Consider the following 22,610-nt stretch of genomic DNA (forward strand, 5'->3'; position numbering starts at 1 on the left):
ATGAAGTTCAAATTTTTCTTTATCCTTTCTTTAATTTTCACTTTTTCTGGAATTGCCCAAAACAATTCTAAGGAAAAAAATGACATAGAAAAAAAGAACGAAATCCAAGTAATTGCAAGGGTTCAAAAAGATCGTATCTTATTGCGTTGGGCAGTTAATACTTCCTTGGCTTGGAAAAAATTAAACACTTACGGTTACTTAATTGAAAGATTCACCGTTACAAGAGACAATAAAACACTTGCAAAACCAGAACGTGTAGTCTTAGCTGAAGCTTTTAAACCAGAACCCGTAGAGACATGGGAAAAATTAATTGATGAAAATGATAATGCCGCCATTATTGCTCAAGCAATTTTTGGAGAAAGCTTTAGTGTAACTGGAGCTGATAATTTAGAATCTATTGTAAATCTTTCTGAAGAAGCAGAACAGCGTTTCACATTTGCATTATATACAGCTGACAAAGATTTTGAAATTGCAAAAAAAGCGGGTTTAGGTATTGAAGACAAAAATGTCAAACAAAATGAAAAATATGCCTATCGTATTTCGTCAAATGTTCCTGAAAAAGAATTGAGCATTGTTTATGGAGGAGTTTTTGTTAGTTTAAAAGAATATGAGCCTTTACCAAAACCAATGGATCTTACGGCGCATTTTACAGATAATAGTACGATGTTAAGCTGGAATTTTAAAATTCTTGCACATGTTTATGGCAGTTATTATGTAGAACGTTCTATTGATAAAATTAATTACAAAAGAATTACAGAAAAACCATATACTAGTTTAAGTCAGGAAAATGCAAACAACAACCGAATTTTTTATGTAGATTCTATTGCTAACAATACTTCCTATAATTACCGTATTCAAGGTATATCTCCTTTTGGCGAATTAGGACCTTATTCTGACGTTGTTTCTGGAAAAGGAAAGGCTTTATTGAAATATGTTCCACATTTAACGGTAAAAGATTTCAAAGACGATTCTACCGTTACATTAACTTGGGAATTCCCAGAAGAAGGAAATAATGAAATTTCTGGTTTTGAACTTAATCGTTCTGACTACGATGATGACAAATACACTAAAGTAATTAAAAATATTCCTGCAAAAGATCGTTCTGTTACCTATAATAAACTTCTTGCAACAAATTATTTTACTGTTACCGCGATTGGGAAAAACGGAAACAGCAGAACTTCTTTTCCTATGCTGGTTCAGCCTGTCGATTCTATTCCTCCTGCAAAACCTATTGGCTTAAAAGCTACTATTGATAGTTTAGGTGTCGTAAAATTATCTTGGACACCTAATAAAGAAAAAGATCTTTTAGGATATCGTATTTACAAAGGAAATACAGCAGAAGAAGAGTTCAGCCAGCTGACAGTAAGTCCCCATGAAAATAACACTTTTGAAGACAAGGTGATTCTAAAAAGTTTAAACAGTAAAGTTTACTATAGAATTATAGCTGTGGATTATCGCTATAATATGTCTCCTTTTTCAGAAACTCTGATCGTAAAAAAACCAGATATTATTCCTCCTGCTTCACCGGTATTTACAAAATATGAGATAAAAGATGGCGCGGTATTTTTAGAATGGGCAAATAGCCAGAGCGAAGACGTTAAATCGCATCAGCTTTATCGTAAAGAAAATAATCAGGAAAAATGGGAATTAATATGGAATGGCACAGATAAATCTGAAGCTTATCAGGATAAAAAAGCTAAAGAAGGTTCTACTTACAGATATGCTATATATGCAAAAGATGAAAGCGGACTAGTTTCTAAACCTTCTCCAGAAGTTGCATTCTTCGTACCCAATTATACTGTAAAACCAGCTGTAAAAGGATTCTTTGCGCAAGCAAATACAACTACAAAAAGTATTGACTTGTCTTGGAGCTATGATGAGACTGGCGTAGAAAGTTTTGAAATTTATAAAGCAACAAATGCAGAACCGCTTCAGTTAATTCAAATGGTAAAACCAGAAACCAGAAAATTATCTGATCCAACACTTACAATTAATACAACCTATAAATACGGAATAAGAGCATTGTTTAAAGATGGTAGAATGTCTAAAATGGATTTTTACACAGTGAAATTTTAATTAAATGAAAAAGTTAATCATTCTACTATTTTTTGCATGTACATTTAAGGGATTTGGACAAACCTACTTTTTCTATCTTTCCTATAGTGTACCGACCCAAAAGTACTGTTGGGATGGTGCATACGGATGGCAGATTTTTGGAGATGGTAGAATTTACAAAGAGCAGGTTAACAGTAAAACGCATTTCGTTGAATATACAGAGTATGAAGAATATTTTAATGTTCCAAAATTTCAAACTTTTGGATTAACAATAAAATCTACCTGTATATCCAAGACTGGTGTTTCTAGCTGTAGCGGAGATCAATCGAAAACAATTTCTGCTGTTACATTTATAAAAAATGGAACTGCTACTTTGTTTAGTTGTATTGACGAAAGATTTGCTATTGATGGTTTTAAACCTAATGTAACGATAAATAATGCAAGTACCACTCCAAGTGAATTATGCGCTGGTGAACAACTTAGTTTAGGAGGTTATCCTTCTGGTTTCCCTGCCGAGGCTTATCATTGGCAATATAGTTTAGATAATGCTATTACTTGGATCGATATTCCTCTTAGTATAAACGGAAAACAAGTTAATGAAAAAGAAATTCTTAACATAAGTATGCAAGAATTAATTGGAGCAAACCATACAAACTACTTCAACAAACAGGTGTTGTTTAGGTTAGGCTATGGCCAAAATCGTCCTTTTACTGATCCTTTGGCAATAAACTATACCCCATGTGCTCCGGTTGCAGAAAATGTAGTATACACTCCGCCTAAATGTAACGATGACAATATTGAAAAAATTGATGTTTTTTTTGATCGAAATTTTGCTAACAATGAAGACTTCAGTACTATCTATGTTGTGAATGCAAATCCACTTAAAGGCACTATTCATTTTCAAAATTATAATATAACTTCTTTGGTTTTAGATCCTGGAACAAATAAATATAAATACACTTTTCTAAATCCCGGGAAACTAGAACTTGGAGAATTTTATAGTGTAAAATATCAAGGAAGAAAAGGTGGCAACAATACTGGTTCTTTACAAAGTACTAGTGCTCCTTTTCAATACACAAATCCTCAAAAATTATCTTTCACTATCAGTAATCAACAAAATCCAAGTTGCGTTGGAAACAATGATGGATTTATAGAAGTTACGATTACAAGCGGAACTTCTCCTTTTCATTTTTACAAAAACAATACAGAGGTTACTCCAGAGCTTAGCAATGGTAAATATTATATTCGAAATTTAGATGAAAAAAATTATTTCATCAAAGTTACCGATGCAAATGACTGCATAGATAAAAACGCAAACGACTAAAAAGATGAAAACAAAATTACGTGCTGTATTATTTCTCTTTTTTGGACTAATACAATTTTCAAATGCCCAAGCTACCAAATATGGAATGCTTGTACGAACAACATTAGATCCTTTTCAGGGCTGGAATGGTAGTCATGCAGGAAACTTAAGTATAACTGTAGGCTCTAATTCTGTATCAGAAGGCAGCAATACAACAGCTAATGTAGTTGTCGAATACACATTCTTTTATGTAACCGATAATCCAATAAGTATTGTTTGCAGTAGTCGTACAGCAGGAAATAAAGATGGAAGCGATTGTACCTTAAATAAAACTATTGGTTACGACAAAGAAACGTTTGATAGTGGTTATTTTGGAGGATGTATAGGCGATGCTGAAATGATGGGGATTTATTTACCGCAACCGGTAAATACAAACTATTGCAAAAACGATATGATAACATTAACAAGAGGCTGGAACTGGCAATATCGTTATGATAGTGGAACGTGGACTAATTTTCCTAGTAATTATCAAGCTCAAAGATCAATCTCTTTTAATATGGCAACATTAGGAGGTTCTGATGGAAAAAAGAAACTCCAAATTAGAACAGGTTACGGCACGAGTTTTACTGACGAAATTATTTATGATATTATTCCATGTCCTCCAAGTTTAATTGGACTTCCAGACACAAAAGCTACAACTTGTGTTGATAAGAATGATGGCCAGTTAGTTTTAACTTATGATAGAGATTTAGTAGCCAATGAGAAGTTTCTTTTTACTTTTTTTAAACAACCCGGAAATATAACTGTTGGCCTTTCTGATTATTCGATTGATGCCACAAATCGAAAACTAAGTTTTACAAATGTCCCGGCAGGCAATTATTCTTTTAAATATCAAACTTTTATCGGAACTCAGGAAACTAGCACAAATCCATCGCCTGATCCTACGTTTACGATTTCTATCCCAGAAGCTTTAAAATTTCAAGTAACCGATTTGCAACCACAATGTAATAATGACCAAGGAAAAATAATTATAACCGCAACTGGAGGAACAGGAACCTATTTTTATAAAATAGATTCGAATCCTGAAGTTCAATTTACATCATCAACAGGAGAAATAAATGTTTCATCTGGTGAACATTCAATTAAAGTAAGAGATACAAATTCTTGTATCGATTTAAGTGCTAATCAATAATATGAAGAAACTCTACTATACTTTTTTTATTATTTTCTTTTCTGTGGGCAATCTTTGTGCGCAGACCTACATTATGACTACAAATGCGGAAATAGTTGGCGGTTATAGTACATCATATTTCCCACACGGCGAATTTTTTTATCAATATTGGATAAAAAAAGCAGATGGAAGTTTACTCAATCCTACAAAAGCAGTTGGTTCATATTTAATTTTTGATCAAAAACCTACTACATATTATTTTGATGCATACAGACCAGATTCCGAACATTGCAGCGGGCCTTGTGGCGAAGATTGGAACTCAGGATTAGCAGCTTACAACTTTAATACAAACTGCTATAGTGCCGTTGGTTATTCTGGCGGTCGCTCATCTGCTGAAATTGTTCCAGAATTTAGTATAATAACCAATCAAGTGTTAATACAACCGACTGCTGATAATTCTTTCTGTGATAAAGTAAGCTTGCAAGCTACTGGCTGTACGGGAACGCAGCATTTTATATGGGAATATCGAATTGAAGGAGGTAATTTTCAATCAACTAATATTAGCACAACATTTAATCAAACATTTCAATTTAATAGATCAACTTATGTTTCTTCAACTTATATAGGTAACATTGATTTTCGTGTTCTCATTGATTCTGACACTACCATTACTGGAGAAGAAGTTTACTCAAACATTATATCATATTATGTAAATCCATGTCCTCCTATTTTAGAATCAGTTTCTTCAAATAATCTGACATCTTGTGTCTATAAATCTGATGGTCAAGTAACACTAAACTTTGATCGAGGACTTCTAGATAACGAACAATATGAAATGACTCTGAAACATACTGATGGCTCTGGTTTAAGTAATAAAATTATAACCAAATCTATGATGACGGGTAGCCCTAAAAGCTATAGATGGACGGGACTAGGAATAGAATCCTACATTTTAACTTATCAAACAAGATTAACTACAGGAAATGGTGCAAGTTTAAGTCAGGCTATGAACAAAACTTTTAAAGTAGATCCTCCAAGTCAATTTAGCTATCAAATAACAACAACTCAACCAGCATGCAATAATCAATCTGGTATAATAAAAATAAGTGCTTCTAATGGAACTAGCCCTTATTTCTTTTCAATTGACGACGGTACAGAAGTAGAATTTTCATCTACTACAAATGACATTACACTCCCTGCTGGTAATCACTATATAACAGTTAGAGATTCTAAAAATTGCATAGATATAAACGCAAACGATCAAAAAATATGAAAAAAATTATACTCTTTTCTTTATTATTAACATCATTTCTACTTTATTCTCAAACAGGAATTAAGAAAGTTGTTATTAATAATCCTGCCGCTATTGTTATTGACGGTACAGAAAAACCAGCTTCAGGTTTTGGAGAGAATAACGGAAGAATTGAAAATTTTGCTATAACTGGAGGAACTTTATTAAATAATGCCAGCTACACACAAGTATGGACAAAGGATGGAGCTCCATTTACTCCTACTGACTTCAATAAGCTTTATGCAGGTACTTATATCGTAACAGTAACCGACTCTAAAAACTGCTCTCTTCCAAAAACTTTTACTATAGGACAACCTCAAAAATTAGAAGCTAGTGTTTCTGGTAATAAAATAGCCTGCTTTGGTGGCACCGGAAGTCTAGTCGCATCAGTTTCAGGAGGTACAGTTAATCTAGGTTATACCTACGTATGGGAAAAAAAAGAAGGAGGTGTTTACAATACTGTATTTGGAAAATCAGGCAACATTGCTGGAGGTTTAGATACTGGCACTTATAGAGTTATAGTAACAGACAATGCTAGTCCTGCCAATACAACAATTTCAGCAGATATCTTCTTAGATCAAAATGCAAAATTAACTGCAACACCATATTTAACACATGTTAGTTGTAGAGGAGAAAATAATGGTATGGTAAGTTTAATGCTCGGCGGAGGAACTGGAGTTTATAATGTACAATGGACAAATGGCCCAATAGGAGCAATCAGAACAAATTTAACGGCTGGGACTTATGAGTATACTGTTACTGATGCAAACGTTTCAAATTGTTCGATCACTGGTTCTATTCAAATTACTGAGCCTGGAACTTCAATATCAGTCAATCCTTCCGTAACCCAAACCCAGCCCTCAACTCCAACGGCTTTTGATGGAAAAATAAAAGTTTCTGGAATGGGTGGTACCCCAGGATATACCTATGCTTGGTACAAAGGAAATTCACCAATTAATCCCGACCCTGATCAAGACGGAGAAGCTATTGGTCTTGATAATGGCACATATCATGTTGTTATAACAGATGCTAATAACTGCTCTGTTACAAGTGCAGATATGGTACTTAATGCTTTAGCTGTAGCAATTGATGCTCATACAGATATTAAATGTTTTGGCGAATCAACAGGTAGTATAACTGCAAAAGCCTTTGGAGGTTTAGGTTCTGGATATACTTACAAATGGTACACAATGAACGGTACTACCGAAACTGCTCAAGGCACGACAACTGCAACAATAAGCAATATCCCTTTCGGAACTTATAGAGTAAGAGTTAATGAGGGACAAACTCCTTCAGCTTATATCGATTATACCCTTACACAACCAGCCGCCCCTCTAAATGTAACTCATAATAAAACGGATCCAAGTTGTTTTGGAGGAAATAATGGTACTATTATACTTAATGTTTCTGGAGGAACAGTAGGAAGTGGCTACACCTATTTATGGAGTAATGGAAGCACGGCAAAAGATCAAACTACTTTAACTGCAGGAACTTATTCGGTAACTGTAAACGATGCTTACAATTGTCCGTTTACTATAAACGGAATTGTTCTTGGACAGCCTACTCCTATTACTATTCCTGCACCTTCAATTACACATGTTGCAATTTATGGACAAAGCACGGGGTCTATTACACTTAATTCTATAACTGGCGGCACTCCTAACAATGGAAATTACATTTATAAATGGACGTATGATAAAGAAAATACCTTTTTACAAACTACAAAAAATATCTCTGCTCTTAAAGCTGGTAAATATACTTTAGAAGTAACAGATAGCAAATCATGTACTGCCACACAAACATACACAATTACTGAAAATCCAGAATTAACTGTTTCTATAAATGAAACTAAATCTATTTTATGTAATGGAAATACTAACGGTGAAATAACAGCTACTGTTAACGGAGGTGTTGCCAATTACATTTACAAATGGTATAAAAATGGATCTTTAGTTGCAGGAAACACTAATGTTCTGCCTAATTTAGGTTTTGGAAAATACAAGCTAGTTGTGACTGATAATGTTGGTGCAACAAAAGAAAGCAATGAACTTGATCTTGTGCAACCTAACGTATTGTCTGTTGCACTAACTTCGACCACACCTGTTTTATGTTACGGCAACAATACTGGAGCAATTGATATAACACCTGCAGGAGGAACTCTACCTTATACATTTGCATGGAAAAAAGATAATATAGCTTACGCAACAACAGAAGATTTAACAGGGCTTACATCAGCAACTTATAGCTTACTAATTACAGATAAAAACGGATGTACAACAGTATTAAACAACATTAAGATAAATCAGCCTGCTGCACCACTAGCTATAACTGATGTTCAAGTGAAAGATTTAACAGGTTTTGAAACCAAAAATGGCGTCATTGAAGTTAATGTTACTGGAGGAGTAACAAATTATACTTATGCTTGGAGAGTAAAAGGAAGCACTCCGGTTATTGGAACCGCAAAAATATTAGATCAGCTGGCAATTGGAACTTACGTACTTACTGTTACAGATCAGAATAATTGTACCATTACTAAAGAGTATACATTGGTGCAACCAGACAAGCTAGACATTACAGCTATCACAATGACACCAAATACACAAGTAAAATGTTTTGGAGACACAACGGCAGAATTAACTGCAACAATTAGTGGTGGTGTACCTGCTTATATTTATAAATGGTACAATGCTTTAGCTCCAACTGTAGTCTTATCAACAACAAATAAAGTTTCTAACCTTGGAGCTGGAAAATATATTGTTTCAGTAACAGACCAAAACAATAACATACTATACGGAACAAATGAATATACGGTTACACAACCAAATCCATTAGCGATTACCAATACAAAAACAGAGGTTTCTTGTAAAAATGGAAGTGATGGTACAATCAATTTAACGATAACCGGAGGTTCTTCCGATTACAATATTGTGTGGAATTATAACTCTGCAGTTAATAATGGAAAAACAAGTATTAATAATCTTCCTGCTGGAAATTATACAGTAACGGTCTCAGACAAAAATGCTGTAAACTGTACTATCAGTAAAACAATTGAAATTACAGAACCTGCAAATGCATTAGCGATTGCAAGTCAAAATGTTGTAGATGCTTCGGGATTTGGCTTAAGCAACGGAAAAATTTCTGTTCAAATTTCTGGTGGAACTCCCAATTATTCTTATAAATGGTTTAAAAACAACATAGAAATTGCTGGTCAAACTAATCCAATTTTAGACAATCAATTAGCCGGATCATACAAATTAGTAGTAACTGATAGTAAAAACTGTACATTAGAGCAACCATTTAGTATTAAAGAACCTTTAGAACTTAAAGTAAACATTTCGATTGCAAAAACAATTGATTGTTTCGAAGGAGTTGGTATTTTAAAAGCTAAAGCAGTTGTTGGAACTGGTGTGCCTGATGCACAGGGATTCTATACTTACAAATGGTTTAAAGAAGATGGTACTTTAATTAATACAGCTTTAAGTATCGAAGCAACAACAGGAAATATTCCTAGAGGCAAATATTATGTAACAGTTATTGATTCAAACAATAATAAAACTACTTCCAGCCTATTCGAAATTACACAGCCAACACAAATCATAGTAACCACAGCAAATAAACAAGATGTAACTTGTTATGATGGATATGATGGAGTGGCAGAAATTAACGTAACTGGAGGAACACCTGACATCATTGCTGGAGCTCCCGTATATACTTATTTATGGAGTAATGGAAGTACAACCAAAAATCAATACAATTTAAGAAAAGGAACTTATTCTGTAACCGTTTATGATGGAAATCTCTGCGTTGGGACTTTAAACAACATCGTAATAGACCAGCCATTAGATTTCGGATTTGATTTGGATAAAATAGTACCAACTATTCCAACTGCGGGCAATAATGATGGTGCATTACATATAGAAATCGTAGGCGGAATTGCGCCTTACAGATATGTATGTAAAGATAGTAATGGAAATATCATTAAAGATGTAACAAACTCAAACTTGAAACAAGTTGATTTTACCAATTTAGCTTCAAGCATTTTTACTGTTTCAGCAACAGATGCCACTGGATGTACAAAATCTACAGAATTTGATTTTAACAATAATGTATTAGAAATCAGCATCAGCCAATCGGCAGAGATTACTTGTAATAATGGTAAAAATGGCTCATTAACAGCGCTTGTAAAAGGAGGTTTCGGAATTAGAACTATTTCTTGGTATAAAAATGGTATTAAAATTCCGAACGAATCAAATGCTTTATTGAGCAATCTGGAAATTGGAACTTATTATGCTGTTGTAAAAGACTTTAACAAAGTAGAAGTTACTAGCAAATCGATTTTAATTACACAGCCAGATCCGATTGTGGTTACTTATACACAAAAAAATGTAAACTGTTTAGGATTCAGCGATGGTACTATTACATTAAAAGCGTCTGGCGGAAGCAATAATTTTCAATACCGTTATAAACCTCAAAATTCAAGTTATGGCAATTGGATAGCTTTTAATAATCTTACAGCTGTAATTCCAAATTTAAAAGCGAATACTTACGACATACAAGTGCAAGACAGTAAAGGCTGTAATTATACTTCAATAGTAAATGTTGAAATTACAGAACCAAAACAGCTACTAATAAGTCAAAATACAATTACACCTACAACAGGTTTTGGACTTTCTAACGGAAGTATTAATATCGTGGTTCAGGGCGGAACTCAACCTTACAGCTATAAATGGTTTACAAGTGCAAATAGTCAGGTTAACGGAACTGCTGCAACTGCAACAAATCTTCCTGCGGGTAAATATTACGCCATTGCAACTGATGCTCAAGGATGTACAATTACATCTGAACTATACGAAATTACACAGCCTGATTTGTTAGTTGCTACTATTGCATCTACTAATAAAGTTTTGTGTAATGGAGATAAAAATGCAAGCCTTAGAGCAAATGTGATGGGAGGAATTGCTGGCTATACATACAAATGGTACTCGGTTCCAGATACAGGCATTCTTGGAACAAATGTCTCCTTAGGAAATCTTGGAATAGGAACCTACTATGTTGAAGTAACCGATACAAAAAACAACGTTTCAAAAAGTGAATCGTTTATAATTGGCGAACCTCAAAAATTGAGCAATTCACTTTCTGCAGATTACACACTTTGCGGAGATGGAAATGATTGGACTATTACTCCTACTGCTATTGGTGGAACAAAACCGTATACATACTTATGGAATACTGGCGCAACTACAGAAGTTCTAAAAAATGCTGCACCAGGAACATATTCTGTAACGGTTACAGACTTTAATGGATGTACGATTACTAAATCTATTTCCTTTGTTGCACCACCTCATCTTGATGCTTCAGAAACTATCAAAATGCCAACATGTTATCTAGGCTCTGATGCAAAAATTGTTTTAACGCCAATTGCAGGTACAGCTCCATATACTTATCTATGGAATACTGGCGAGAAAACAAATACATTGAACAATGCAACTGCAGGTACTTATTCAATTGAAATAACAGATTATAGAGGCTGTAAAATTTCAAGAAGCTATACCATTATAGATCCTCCAAAAGACGTTATTTATTTAGGCGAAGATGTTACTCTTTGCTACAAACAAAGCCTTACAATTAATGGTGCTATCGATGATGATAAGGCTACTTACGCATGGACATCTGACAAAGGCTTCAAAAGTACAAACCCTATTATTACAGTTTCAGAACCTGCCAATTATACACTTGTTGTAACAAATAAATTAGGCTGTCAAGCAACAGATACAATTAATATTTCGAGTCAAGAATCTGATATCAGTGCTGAGTTTATTATGTCATCTCAAGTATTTGTTAATGAAAAATTTATCATCGTAGATGTTAGCAATCCAAAAGCAGATAAAATCGAATGGAAATTACCGCCAGAAGCAGTTGTAACAACTAATAATGGAGATTATGCCGAAATGAGTTTTACAAAACCTGGTGAATACGATATTACAATTAATACCGAAAAAGGAAGATGTACCGCTTACCAGACTAAAACCGTTTTAGTTACCAAAGGGGAATACGTTGATCCTGATGAAACAGATTTACAGAAAAAATTTGATATAAAGGTTTATCCAAATCCTTCCAATGGAATATTTACTGTAAATGCAACATTAGATAAAGTAATGCCAGCAACTGTAAAAGTCTATAACCTAAACAACAATGTGGTTATTGATTCTAAAAGTGGAAATGGACAGGATAATTATTCGTTCAATTTTAGTTTAAACGGACTTCCATCAGGGATCTATTTTGTATTGTTTGAATCGCAGCAGGGAACAAAGCTGAGAAAACTGATTATACAATAATCCTCAATCATTTGAGCGACAAGTCAATTTTAATAAAATAGTGCGAAATATAAGGTTAGTCCTTCCCTATTCCATGCCCTGAATATATTATAATGAATTTAAAAAGAATATCATTTTTTAGCATACTATTGTTCACATCCTTAGGATTTGCACAGAATTTCAATGTTGAAGAATTAGGAAAGGCCAAATTAATAAATGTCTCCGGTGGCGCTTCGGCCAATGGAGTGTTCTATACAGGAAACGCAGCCAGAGAGCCTTTTACCTATTTCTTAAACGGAAATATCAATGTGAATGTCGCAGGTTTATATAATATCCCTTTTTCATTTTCCTATACCAATCAACGTTTTGGTTACAACAGGCCAGTTCTAATGAATCGTTTGAGCATACATCCATCTTATAAATGGATTACTGGACATATTGGAGATGTAAGCATGACTTTTTCTCCATACACTTTAGCAGGACACCAATTTACAGGTTTAGGTGTCGATCTAACTCCGCAAGGTAAATTTAAAATCAGTGCCATGTATGGGCGTTTGGTTAAAAGTAGCGAATATGATGCTCTCAATAGCGAATTGGTTCCAACCTATAAAAGATTTGGTTACGGTTTTAAAACACAATATTCCTTAGAAAAAGTAAATCTTGGACTTACCTTTTTTAGAGCAAAAGATGAGATTAATTCGCTGTCTATTCCAGTTCCTTATGAATTAGGTGTTTCTCCAAAAGAAAATGCTGCAATCAGTTTTGAAACCTCTTTTAAATTATTTAAAAAATTACAGGTTTTAACTGAATTTGCAAACAGTGCCATAACAGAAGATACAAGAGCCGAAGGAAATGCAAAAGCAAAAAATGTTGCTTCATTATTTGTAAATTCCAACCCAACTACAACAAGCTATAAAGCAATTAAAGGACAATTGGTTTATCCTGCCGGAAAAGGAACTTTAGGTCTGGGGTACGAACGCATCGATCCAAATTACAGAACATTGGGTGGTTATTATTTTAATAATGACTTAGAAAATATTACTGTAAATGCTTCTCAAACTTTATACAAAGACAAATTAAGCTTAAACCTGAATTTAGGTTTGCAAAAAGACAATTTGGATAAACAGAAACAAAGTCAGATGAAAAGATTAGTCTCTTCTATCAGCGCAGATTTTAGAGCCAACCAGAAATTAAATTTCAATGTAAACTATTCTAATTTTCAATCATTTACCAATAGCCGAAATCAGTTTGATTACATCAATCAGACCTCTCAGTATGAATATTTAGATACTTTAAATTACAGACAAGTCAGTCAGAATGCAGCGCTTACTGTTAACTATCTTTTGAAAAATGATAAAAGACAGAAACAAGCCTTCAATGCGACTTTCAGCATGCAAGACGCCGTAAATCAGCAAGAAGGGAAAACAATTGCAGGCGGAGCAAGTACGTATTATAACACAGGACTTTCGTACATTATCGGATATCCGCAGAAAGATTTAAACTTAACAGCTTCATTCAACAGTACAATAGGGAAATTAGATACTAGTGATAATTTAATTTTAGGACCAACAATTGGCGCGACAAAACTATTTTATGACAAAAAACTAAACACTTCCTTTTCTACCAGTTATAATACTAGTTTCAATAATGGCGATAAAGTCAATGACATTATTAATATCCGTTTAAACGGTTCCTATATTTATTTGCAAAAGCACAATTTCGGTTTAAACTGTATTACACTTTTCAGTAGTTCGCAAACCGTTCGCAATAATGATTTGACAGCTACTTTATCCTACACCTATTCATTTGACAAAATCAAACTTCGTCCAAAACGTGTAGAAGAAAAAACTGTTGCAGTAAAAGAAGCTCCAGAAAGCACGCTAAAAATCTCTTCGAAAGATGTAACATTAGAAGGAACAAAAGCAGAAATCATTGCTAATCTAGAACAGCTTCAAAATAACTTAAAACCAGTGCCAGAAGAAGAAAACGAAAAGCTAAACAAGCTTTTGAATGTTGCCCGAATGGAATTGGATGATAAACAATTTAAAGAAAAAACACTCGATTATCTTGATCAATATAATTCAGATAAAGAAATTGTTTCACAATACAACTCTGTACTTTTTGATATCGTACAAAAACTAAATCGTGAAATTTCAGCCAAAGATGAAAATATCGAAAAAGTTTACGTCACAGCAATTGGCCGTGTTAATACAGACAAAATGCATGGTATTAGTAGCGAAGAAGCAAAAGACAAAGTCGCTTACAATAAATATCTAAAATTGGTAGAAAGAAGCAAACAAAGCGAAAAACAGCTTATTAACCATAGATGGATGATGAGGGAATTTACAACGCTTGCCAAACTGCCAAAAAATGAACTTCAGAATAACGAATCAATGGCAGCTTTCAGCAAACAAGAAGTCAACACGTTTTTTGATTTAAATCATGATAAAAAACCTACTGACGAAATTAGCGCGCAATTAGAAGAAAAAATGATTCCGTTTTATCATCAATTGGCAATGGAAAAAGCAGTAAATGATACTATCGAATTAAAACATTAAGAGAAAAAGATTTTAAAGTATAATAGTTATAAACACACCCAAATGCTAAAAAAACTACACTGTCAACTATTTCTAACCCTTGGGTTTTGGCTTTCTGCAATGGTTTCTGGTATAGCGCAAACTTATCCAGTAACGATAAGCACACAAATTTCGCAGCCATCACCTATTTATTTAAGCAATTATGCTGATGCGACTACCATAAACAGTCCAATCAAGGTGCAGATATCTTTAAACGATTTAACGATTTCTAATCGTAAGATTCGATTAAAATGTTATTTCCAAGGACAATCGATTTCTTTAACCACAAACGATTTTGTAGTTGGAGCACGAGATCTATATCTAGAAGGCGGTGTGCCCCTTCAGTTGACTAATGTGGATTTAGCACCTTACTTTGAATATCAAAACCTTCTTGGAATTAATCCAAACCAATATGCACAGGCACTTCCAGAAGGTATTTATAATTTTTCTGTTGAGGTTTATGACTTTGCGACCAACAAAAAGCTTTCAAAGAAAACCAGCGTAACGACCATTATTTTCCAAAATGATCCACCGTTTCTAAATCTTCCTCTGAATAATGCTTCAATAATGCAGCAGAACATTCAGAACATTATTTTCAGCTGGACGCCTCGTCAAATTAATGTAAGCAATGTTGAATATGAATTTTCGTTAGTAGAAATCTGGGACAAATATACCCCAGTTCAAAATGCATTTTTATACTCTCCTCCCCTTTATACTACCACAACACGAGCGACTACCTTACAATATAGCGTTTCAGAACCGCAATTACTTCCTGGCAAAAGATATGCTTGGAGAATAAAAGCAAAAGCGCTTCAAGGAGCTGAAGAAGTTGGTGTTTTTAAAAATAACGGATACAGCGAAATCTTCTCTTTCGATTACGAAACCTATTGTACAGCACCGCTTGCTATCACAACAACTGATATAAGTCAAGATCAAGCCAAAATTACTTGGAGCGGAGATATTGACAACTTTGATTATCAAGTAAATTACCGTGAGAAAAACGCCAATTCAGATTGGTATAAAATAGTTACGCCAAGGGAATTTGCTACTATTAGCAATTTAAAACCAAATACCACATACGAATATACAGTTGGTGCTTCTTGCGAAGTTGGAAAATATACCCATAGTACAATTCACGAATTTTCCACAATGGCAAAAGACGAAATTGCATTTGTGGGATGCGGAATTAAACCTGATCCAGCTGATTTAGCTAATAAAAATCCGTTGCCAGAGCTTTTTGCCAATGATGTTGTAAAAGCAGGTGATTTCCCTATTGTTGTTTTACATGCAACAGGAAGCAATGGTACATTTACAGGAGACGGTTATGTGACATTACCTTTCTTAGAAAAATTTCGCGCACTTATAGATGCAGCTAATGCAGCAGGCGGACCAGATATTGGAAAATACTCTCGTATTAGAATTACTTTCAACAATATTGGTATAAACACTGACTTCAAATTGATTTCTGGGGAAATTATTGCAAGTTATGATCCAAATTGGAAAGGAATGGCTGATGGAGATCAAATCCTGACAGATATTCTAGGAAGTGATGGGAAACCTATTGAAGGAAAACTAGATTACGTTGTAAAATCGGCAACTTTAAATCCTGATGGAAGTACAACTATTACGGGCGAAAATGGAGCTGTTACAACACTTCCTAAATCTGCATACGATCAAGTTTACACAGATAAAAATGGAACTACAGTTACAATTCCAGCAAACGGAAGCGCAGCGCCAACCATTGGTTCTCCTGCTCCTGGCGGAAAAGCTACAGCTTCAAATACAAATGGAATGTCTTCTGGCGGAGAAGTGGCACAAATTTCATCTCCAGATGTCAGAATAACTTTTGAAGATAGCAAAGACAGTAAATATGCCTTTGATCCACAGCCAGAAAACGGATCTGCAAAACTTAAAAGCAGTTATGAGGTAATCCCGACTGGAGACGGAAAAATTTACAAAGTAAATTACAAAGCCGTTTCAGACTTAAATGGAGATGATTATGTTATAGCTAAGGCCGAATTCTCGAAAGGCAAGAAAAACTCAGATATTGTTTTCAAAACCATTGCGGGAGGAAAAGTTGATGCAGAATGGACTTCTGATAATACCGCTAAAATTGCCCTTAAGAAGACTTTGAATTTTGGAAAAGACGGTATTATTGCCACAGTAAAAGGAACTCCAGTTAAATCTGCTCAAGATACTACCAAAACGGTTGAAGGCAAATATGATATTGCTGGAAAACTAAACGTTTGGCATTTAACCAAAAAATCAGCAATAAGCGTTACGCTTTTAAGTGTTAACGGAGCAACCACTCCAAGTGTTGCCGATGCAGAAAAATTCCTTAATGAAGTTTACAATAAGGCTGGTATAAGCTTCACTGTAACAAATCAAAATGTAAAAATTAATACTTTGCCATCTGAAATTGAATGTGGCAACAGCGATCTATTAAATGTTTACACCGATAGACAAATAGATATAATAAGTCAGATTGAATCCAATGCAGATTTTAAATACAACGAAAAGACCTATTATGTTTTATACACTGGAAAATCTGGCCAAGATGGTTATGATGGTTTCATGCCACTTGGAGGACAATACGCCTTCGTATTTAATAGTGGAAACTTAAAAACTGCCGCACACGAATTAGGACACGGTATTTTCGGTCTGAAACATCCATTCTCAAGTAAAGAAGAGTCTGGCAAGACTAATCTTTTAATGGATTATGGAAATGGTACTGTTTTATCTCACAACGACTGGGATATTATTCATAGCGGTGGATGGAAATTTTATGGGTTCCAGAAGAGTTCTTCTGGGGCTGATCGTCAAGCTAATGAGCTTGATTTACTTGGAAATATTTTTAAAGTAACCGAAAACGAAGCTGCAAGCGGAAATATATTAGTAGCTCAACTCTCTGAAAAGACTCCTTTTTTAATTACTGGTTTTAATTTGCATCAAACTGAAACTAAAAAATTGCTTGCAACTTTTATAGGAAAAGTATCAGGTAATGAAGTAGTGTACGAATTATCATATAGAGATAATGACTATACACGCGTTAGAAATATTGGTGATAAAATGCCATATCCTATTACCTTAAAGAGTAATGGAGATGCAGTCATTAAAATTTTGAATGATCAATGTTCTTATAGCAAAAAAACAATTTATGCTTGGAAGAAACCTGATAATGCTACTACTGCAAATGTAATTGAGCAAGTTAAAAAATATCTTCAAAAAGATAACAAATTTACAACTGTTGCACTATATTCTGCTGATCCTTCATGTAATGTCGTTAATTCATTAGTAGATTTAATTAATCATGACAAAAATAAATGTCAGCCTAATATTATTGAAGTCGATCTGAAAAAACTTAATACGCTATTTGCAAAATCAAGTTTTTCAAACCCAGAATTAGTTGATTTAATTGTAAACCAGCAAGTTTGTATTTCTGCTTTAAGAAAAGTAAGCTGGGAAAATTTAAAGAAAGCCTTTAAACAATTAAGTTTATCTTCTGAAATTAAAAATGATCAGGAAATTGCTATTTTGAGAGTGATGGTTGCAGTAGATTCAAAAAATGTACCTGATTTCTACAATTTATTATCTGCTAACAATCATGAGATTCTTATCAGTTTAAACAAAAAATTACATGATCATTCTATCAATCCTTATGATAATGAAAATTACACTTCTTTCTACCAAGGATTAATGGCAATGTTTTCTATCAATAATCTTGATCTTGATAGATTAATTCCTAAAGATGATTCAGCTGCTTACAATTTCATTAAAAATCTTGTACCTGAATCTGTTACTGGTTTTGACGAAAGCTATTATTATGAATACGTAACAAACCAGACCGTAAGTGATAAATTTAAAATGATTCCTGTTTTCTGGAAAAGCATATCTAATGAAACAAGAAAGAATCTTATTGATTTAGCACTCAACAATAATTCAATGTTTGATAAATCTGAGGAAATTCTTTTAAATCTCTTCATTCATGTAAATGATCGTTATGGAATAACTGAAGAATTACAAAAAAATAATTATAGTTTATTATGGAGCGTTTATAAAGTATTGGATGGAAAAGAGAGAAAATTTTTCGTTCAAGATATTTTCTACAAAACATTAGTTTACAATAAAATTCCAAATGGTTATGCAAATAAGTTAGCATTAGAAGTTACTAACAAATACAATACAATTCCTCCTTTAACAGAAGTTAGAAAAGAGCCGTATTTCATGTTCTATGATCAAGGAATATTTAACGTGGTTTCAAATAATGGTGCTGTACTAGAATATCATTTACTTTCTACTAAATCATTGAGTAACCCAAGTCGAATTCTGTTTAATTGTAGCTATCAAGTAATAAATTCGAAGGATCCGAAAAATCCAGTACAACATCTTTTTGATCTAGCACCGTATGAATATGTTGTATTAGAAATTCCAAAAGACTTTACAGTAGATGGTAGAGAATTCAAAAAAGGACTTTTAGCTGTTCCAGCGATTTATGCTTACTGGATGATTAATGCTGTAGAAGACCATAACGATGCAATATTACTTAGATTAGTAGCTGATGGAGTTGCTATAGCTTTGGCTCCATTTACAAGTGGCGGATCATTATTAACACTTGAATTAACAATGGTTTCTGCAGATGTGCTTATAACAGCAACTAATTATAATAATCCAGGTGCTATAAGTCCGAAATATAATGCCATTTGGGATGCTGTTTATGCAATCTATAATTTACCAAAAGCTGTTTCCGGACTAACAAATTTAACACGAGGAGTTTTTCAATTTGCGGTTAAAGAAGGAAAATATATTGAAACCGTACAATTAATGCGAAGCCGTATTAAAAATTTGGTTACAGATTTTCAAAATTTAAATGAAACAGAAAGACTAGCACATTTAAACGCGCTTGATAATTTAGTAGAAACAATAACCACTACGGTGAATGGAGGAACTCTCAACCCTGATGAAATAAGAGTTGCTAAAAAAATGTATGATCTGGTTGTGGAAGCTCGAATAAAATGTCAGAACATTGATCAAAGTCTTTCTTCAATTATAGATATAACAGTTGATAATGGAACTATTTTATTAAATAATGGTATAACAGCTAGTCCTGCAGTTGCAGAAGTTACAATTTCAAAAAATTCAGTTAATCTTTCAAAAATAAATTGGTTCCCTGATGAAGTAACAAATGTACCAGATTATAAAATTGTAGGCACATTCGATAATATATCATATGTAGATAAAACAGGGCAAACCATAAATGGCACATTAAATATCATAGAAAATTTAAAAAACAAAGGTAAGTTTTATGCAGCTCCGAAACTGCTAGGAGAAGCCATTTTAGTCGAAAATGTACTAGCTAAATATCCAAACATCAGAAAAAATTTAGGAGATTCAAGAACGAGAAGGTATTTAAATAACAGTGAATATATTGGAGATGATATTCTTACAAAGCAACTAAACATCACTTATTTTCAAAATACTATAATAAAAGCTCAATCAGAAGTATTAGAATATATTGAGAAAATGGATAGGTATGATTTTGCCGAAATGACTAGAGGTTATCGCGATTTAGTAAATGCTAAAAAAATAACTACTTTTGAAAATGCTCTTAAAACAACTGATGATTTTTATGGTAAATATAATGGTTGGTTTACATATTGGAAATTAACACCTGATCTTAAAGCCTCAATAAAAACTATAGAAGATCTAAGTTCTAAAGAAAAATTACTGCCAACAGGAAATGCGAATGATCTACAGCTAGCCTATGTTCAGGCATTTACTGTAAAAGGTGACTTTATTAATGTTCCTTTACGATATGAGAAGCAACATTTTTTAGGTGAATTTGGTCAAAAAGGGTTTGATAATATTATGCAATGCCTAGATGAATTCCGTAAGGTTCCAAAAAGATTATATAAAGGCGAAGTTTTTAGTGGTAAAACTTTTTCAGTTGATGAATTTAATTCTAAATTTGTTGGTGGAACAGGAAAAACAATTGATTATCTGAGCTTTGTTTCTTCATCATTGAAAAAAGAAGTAGCAGAAGGCTTTATTGAGCTAACTGCAAAACATGCGGGTAATGATTCTGCAGAAAAAATAGCAGTTATTCAAAGAATAAATACAAAAAAAGGAGTTTATATAGATGATTTATCAGATTGGGGAATAAATTTAGGAAATAGCAGACATGCTGATGAGCCATCTAATATACAAGTTCAATACGAGGTTTTAATGAATCCAGGATCGTTTAGACAAATGTCTGAGCCTATTCCAATAAAAAATGCTCAGGGAGAACACATAAAAATTAGTGGTTATAAAGCATATTACTTAGACTTAATCGAACTCTAACATGAAAAAAAAAATTACCGCTAAAGATCTTCCCAATATTCTCGATGGGGAAACAATTGAAATTCTAGCAGAAATGGCAAATGAAATTCCTCAATCCGAAGAATGGCACAAAATATTTGACATATTATCTTTTGAGGATATCCGTAAGATTATGGATAAAAGAATAGAGATACAAGATTTAGAATCCGAAGAATTAAAGTCACAAATGAGCGAAGAGAAAAAAAACATTGATGAAGAGAAAAAAAGAGAATTTCTTAAGAAGTTAGAAAATGATCCTGATCTTTTTTTTGGTAACATGAGTAGACCAGACACTTCTGAAGAATTTAAATCAAGATTCGGAGTTTGGCCTGACGGAACAAATGGTGATGAATACAAACCAAAAAAATAATCTCTTCTAAAAGAACAAATTTTAGATAAAAAATATTCACACCAAAATTTATAATATTAGTAAAATAAAATGTAAACCTCAAAAATCATAAGATAAGTATAATATTACTAATAATTCTATTTCATAGTAATCATCATAATAAGCTAAAAAAACAAAAAAGCCTTCTGAAAAATTCCAGAAGGCTTTTTGATTAAAACAAGAGAACTTTTACTTCTTCGCATTCGTATTAATCACCTTAATCAAATAAGTCCCTTCAGGTAAATCGCTAATATTAGAAGCATTGGCGCTCATTATTTGTTTACCTTGAGAAAAGACCTCAATTACTTTACCGTTGTTTTTATTACTTTCTGAAGATGAAGCCGAAGTTTTTGCTGGTGCTCCAACAGATCTTGTTGCTGAATTAGAAACTGATGCTGATCCAGTTGCTTGATTACTTGCTGGAGCAGCTTTAGAACTGTTGTACGCTTCCAAAACCTGTTCGTCTGTCATTGCAACGCTGTATAGTCTTAAATCGTCAATATCGGCATTGATACTGGTTGAGGTATTTAATTTTCCAAGATTCAAGATGTAACCTTTTGCCGAACGTTGAATCCCTCCTGCGGATTTTAATAATTCGCCGTTACGGTAAATTTTTGAAACATTGCCATCATAAGTAACACTATACATATACCAAGTATCCTTTGCAAGCGGAACAGAAACGACAACATTGTTAGCATCTCCCCAACCTACTAAACTTAAATCTGCATTACTTCCAGATATTGGCTGTTGCACTAATCCAAAATACTGTCCGTTTACTGCCGCGCCGTAACCTAAAATATAATTGGGAATATTGACAGCATTAAATTTTACCCAAACCGATATGGTTTTGGGTTTATTATCCTGAGGAAGTTCACCAACAACAGCCTGCAAAGATTTATTAACTAGTTTTAAAGCTCCTCTTGGCGCCCCCATTCTATCATTTCCATAAAGTGGAGTCCCAACAAATGAAATACTATTATCGGCGCTGCTTAAATTACCATTGAAATTAAATTCCTGCACCGGATTTTGTGCATTGGCTGTTAAAAAATTTACAAACATTAAAGTGAGTATTATTTTTTTCATAGTGGTAGCTTTTATCAGAATAGTTTCGTTTTAAGGCAAATAGCAATAGATTACAAATTTTAAATATTGTAT

The 22,610-nt window shown here is 33.5% G+C and carries 9 protein-coding genes; 8 read left to right on the top strand and 1 reads right to left on the bottom strand.

Translation table 11 applies throughout. The features are described 5' to 3' along the window. The 8 genes from J7574_RS14800 (at window position 1) to J7574_RS14835 (ending at window position 21,437) form a co-directional block, all read left to right on the top strand. The gene (locus tag J7574_RS14800; RefSeq protein WP_290969977.1) at window positions 1-2,076 is read left to right on the top strand and encodes a hypothetical protein; all 2,076 of its coding nucleotides are present in this window, start codon (window positions 1-3) and stop codon (window positions 2,074-2,076) included. A gap of 4 nt (window positions 2,077-2,080) precedes the next feature. Next, a complete protein-coding gene (locus J7574_RS14805) occupies window positions 2,081-3,379 on the top strand; it encodes a SprB repeat-containing protein (RefSeq protein WP_290969980.1) in 1,299 nt (432 codons plus the stop codon). Between the two features lie 4 nt (window positions 3,380-3,383). Next, a complete protein-coding gene (locus tag J7574_RS14810; RefSeq protein ID WP_290969982.1) occupies window positions 3,384-4,550 on the top strand; it encodes a hypothetical protein in 1,167 nt (388 codons plus the stop codon). A gap of 1 nt (window position 4,551) precedes the next feature. Continuing rightward, window positions 4,552-5,802 carry a hypothetical protein gene (locus tag J7574_RS14815; RefSeq protein ID WP_290969985.1) on the top strand — a complete coding sequence of 417 codons (1,251 nt, stop codon included), beginning with the start codon at window positions 4,552-4,554 and terminating at the stop codon, window positions 5,800-5,802. Further along, the gene (locus J7574_RS14820; protein ID WP_290969986.1) at window positions 5,799-12,155 is read left to right on the top strand and encodes a T9SS type A sorting domain-containing protein; all 6,357 of its coding nucleotides are present in this window, start codon (window positions 5,799-5,801) and stop codon (window positions 12,153-12,155) included. The genes J7574_RS14815 and J7574_RS14820 overlap by 4 nt, the downstream gene beginning before the upstream one ends. A 92-nt stretch (window positions 12,156-12,247) precedes the next feature. Continuing rightward, window positions 12,248-14,692, top strand: coding sequence for a hypothetical protein (locus tag J7574_RS14825; RefSeq protein ID WP_290969989.1), 2,445 nt, complete (start codon window positions 12,248-12,250; stop codon window positions 14,690-14,692). A gap of 42 nt (window positions 14,693-14,734) precedes the next feature. Beyond that, the gene (locus tag J7574_RS14830) at window positions 14,735-21,049 is read left to right on the top strand and encodes a fibronectin type III domain-containing protein (RefSeq protein ID WP_290969992.1); all 6,315 of its coding nucleotides are present in this window, start codon (window positions 14,735-14,737) and stop codon (window positions 21,047-21,049) included. A gap of 1 nt (window position 21,050) precedes the next feature. Further along, complete coding sequence (locus tag J7574_RS14835; protein ID WP_290969995.1) at window positions 21,051-21,437, top strand: hypothetical protein; 387 nt, start codon at window positions 21,051-21,053, stop codon at window positions 21,435-21,437. Window positions 21,438-21,644: 207 nt separating this feature from the next. Here the strand turns inward: J7574_RS14835 and J7574_RS14840 are convergent, their stop codons facing one another. Further along, on the bottom strand, window positions 21,645-22,538 hold the full coding sequence (locus J7574_RS14840) for a LamG domain-containing protein (protein ID WP_290969997.1): 894 nt from the start codon (window positions 22,536-22,538) through the stop codon (window positions 21,645-21,647). Window positions 22,539-22,610 lie beyond the last annotated feature (72 nt).

Source organism: Flavobacterium sp. (assembly GCF_017744675.1).
Classification (GTDB): Bacteria; Bacteroidota; Bacteroidia; order Flavobacteriales; family Flavobacteriaceae; genus Flavobacterium.

Bases quoted from the DNA above. Each gene is read 5' to 3' on its own strand.
- J7574_RS14815 (WP_290969985.1), top strand. From the start codon at position 4,552: ATGAAGAAACTCTACTATACTTTTTTTATTATTTTCTTTTCTGTGGGC.
- J7574_RS14810 (WP_290969982.1), top strand. From the start codon at position 3,384: ATGAAAACAAAATTACGTGCTGTATTATTTCTCTTTTTTGGACTAATA.
- J7574_RS14825 (WP_290969989.1), top strand. From the start codon at position 12,248: ATGAATTTAAAAAGAATATCATTTTTTAGCATACTATTGTTCACATCC.
- J7574_RS14840 (WP_290969997.1), bottom strand. From the start codon at position 22,538: ATGAAAAAAATAATACTCACTTTAATGTTTGTAAATTTTTTAACAGCC.
- J7574_RS14835 (WP_290969995.1), top strand. From the start codon at position 21,051: ATGAAAAAAAAAATTACCGCTAAAGATCTTCCCAATATTCTCGATGGG.
- J7574_RS14805 (WP_290969980.1), top strand. From the start codon at position 2,081: ATGAAAAAGTTAATCATTCTACTATTTTTTGCATGTACATTTAAGGGA.
- J7574_RS14820 (WP_290969986.1), top strand. From the start codon at position 5,799: ATGAAAAAAATTATACTCTTTTCTTTATTATTAACATCATTTCTACTT.
- J7574_RS14830 (WP_290969992.1), top strand. From the start codon at position 14,735: ATGCTAAAAAAACTACACTGTCAACTATTTCTAACCCTTGGGTTTTGG.
- J7574_RS14800 (WP_290969977.1), top strand. From the start codon at position 1: ATGAAGTTCAAATTTTTCTTTATCCTTTCTTTAATTTTCACTTTTTCT.